At 29.0% G+C, this 1,402-nt stretch carries 2 protein-coding genes; both read left to right on the top strand.

The genetic code is table 11. The annotated features are described in order from the left end of the window. Positions 1-315: 315 nt before the first annotated feature. Positions 316-1,083 carry a cytochrome c oxidase subunit II gene (gene coxB / locus V6U76_RS05250; protein ID WP_333024089.1) on the top strand — a complete coding sequence of 256 codons (768 nt, stop codon included), beginning with the start codon at positions 316-318 and terminating at the stop codon, positions 1,081-1,083. A gap of 1 nt (position 1,084) precedes the next feature. Next, positions 1,085-1,402, top strand: a 318-nt coding sequence (locus V6U76_RS05245; protein WP_333024087.1) for a cbb3-type cytochrome c oxidase subunit I, incomplete at its 3' end; no start/stop codon positions are given.

Raw genomic sequence — 1,402 nt, 5'->3', positions numbered from 1 at the left:
AAAAATTATTTAATAAATTACCATGTATAATTAATAATACTACAAGCATACTAGATAAAATATGATGATTGCTTGACGTTACAAAACTTCTTAAATGAAGCTGTAAGTATTAATATTAAAACATAAAAAATATAAACACTAAAACAGAATATTGATTTCTATTTTTATATACTTAATTATATATAATTAATACTAAAAAGACATTAATTTGTTTGTTATGTGATATAATTATTGATTCATGTAATACGTGAATGTATACTTCAACGAGATTTAAAATAGAATTTTCAATTCTTTTCTTTTTATGAAAGTATTTATATGATTAGGGTGATATTAGTGGTACTCCTATTACTTTATTCATATGTCTCTTTATCTTCTCAACCTAATTCTTGGCAGATAGGGCTTCAAGAGCCAGCAACTGAATTGATGAGAATGCAAGCTAAATCACATACTTTTGTTATGCTAATAATGTCTATAATATTTATTTTTGTAGCTCTTTTGCTTCTTTATGTGATGCTGCGCTTTCGTAAAAATAGAGTTTCTAAAATAAGCAAAGTAACCCATAGTACTGCACTTGAGATTATCTGGACTGTAATTCCTATGATTATAGCATTAGTATTAACTTTTGAGAACGTTAAGTTAGTAGGGTTTAGGGAAAATATTCCAAAAACTGATTTAATTCTAAAAGTTATTGGCCATCAATGGTACTGGAGTTACCATTACCCAGATTATAATGGATTATCGTTCGATAGCTACATTAAAACCAATGATGCTTTAGAAAAAGGGGACTTAAGATTACTTTCAGTTGACAATAATGTTATTTTACCAATCAACACCAATATAAAATTACAAGTAACAGCAAGCGATGTAATACATAGCTGGGGAGTGCCATCTTTTGGTATAAAAATTGATGCTGTACCTGGTAGATTAAATGAATCATGGTTTAATATTACAAAAGCTGGTACATATTACGGGCAATGTTATGAGCTTTGTGGACAGGGTCATGGCTTTATGCCAATTGTCATTCAAGCTGTGAGTAAAGAAGATTTTGATAAGTGGATAGAGAAAAAAAATAAGGGTATTTAATATGAGTAGTGTTCCAAAAGGTATAAGACGTTGGATTTTTTCTACCAATCATAAAGATATCGGCACGTTATATATTATTTTTTCCATATTAGCTGGTGTTATTGGTGGGTTATTATCATTAGTAATACGTACTCAATTGATGCATATTAATATATTAAATAATAATCATCAATTATATAACGTTATAGTTACAGGGCATGCGTTGATTATGGTATTTTTCATGATCATGCCTGCTTTAATGGGAGGTTTTGGTAATTGGTTTATACCTTTAATGATAGGTGCTCCCGATATGGCATTTCCTCGTATGAATAATTTAAGT

This window comes from Wolbachia endosymbiont of Pentidionis agamae, assembly GCF_036711655.1.
GTDB lineage: Bacteria > Pseudomonadota > Alphaproteobacteria > Rickettsiales > Anaplasmataceae > JAZHPY01.
This window is presented reverse-complemented; position numbering and strand designations above follow the sequence as displayed.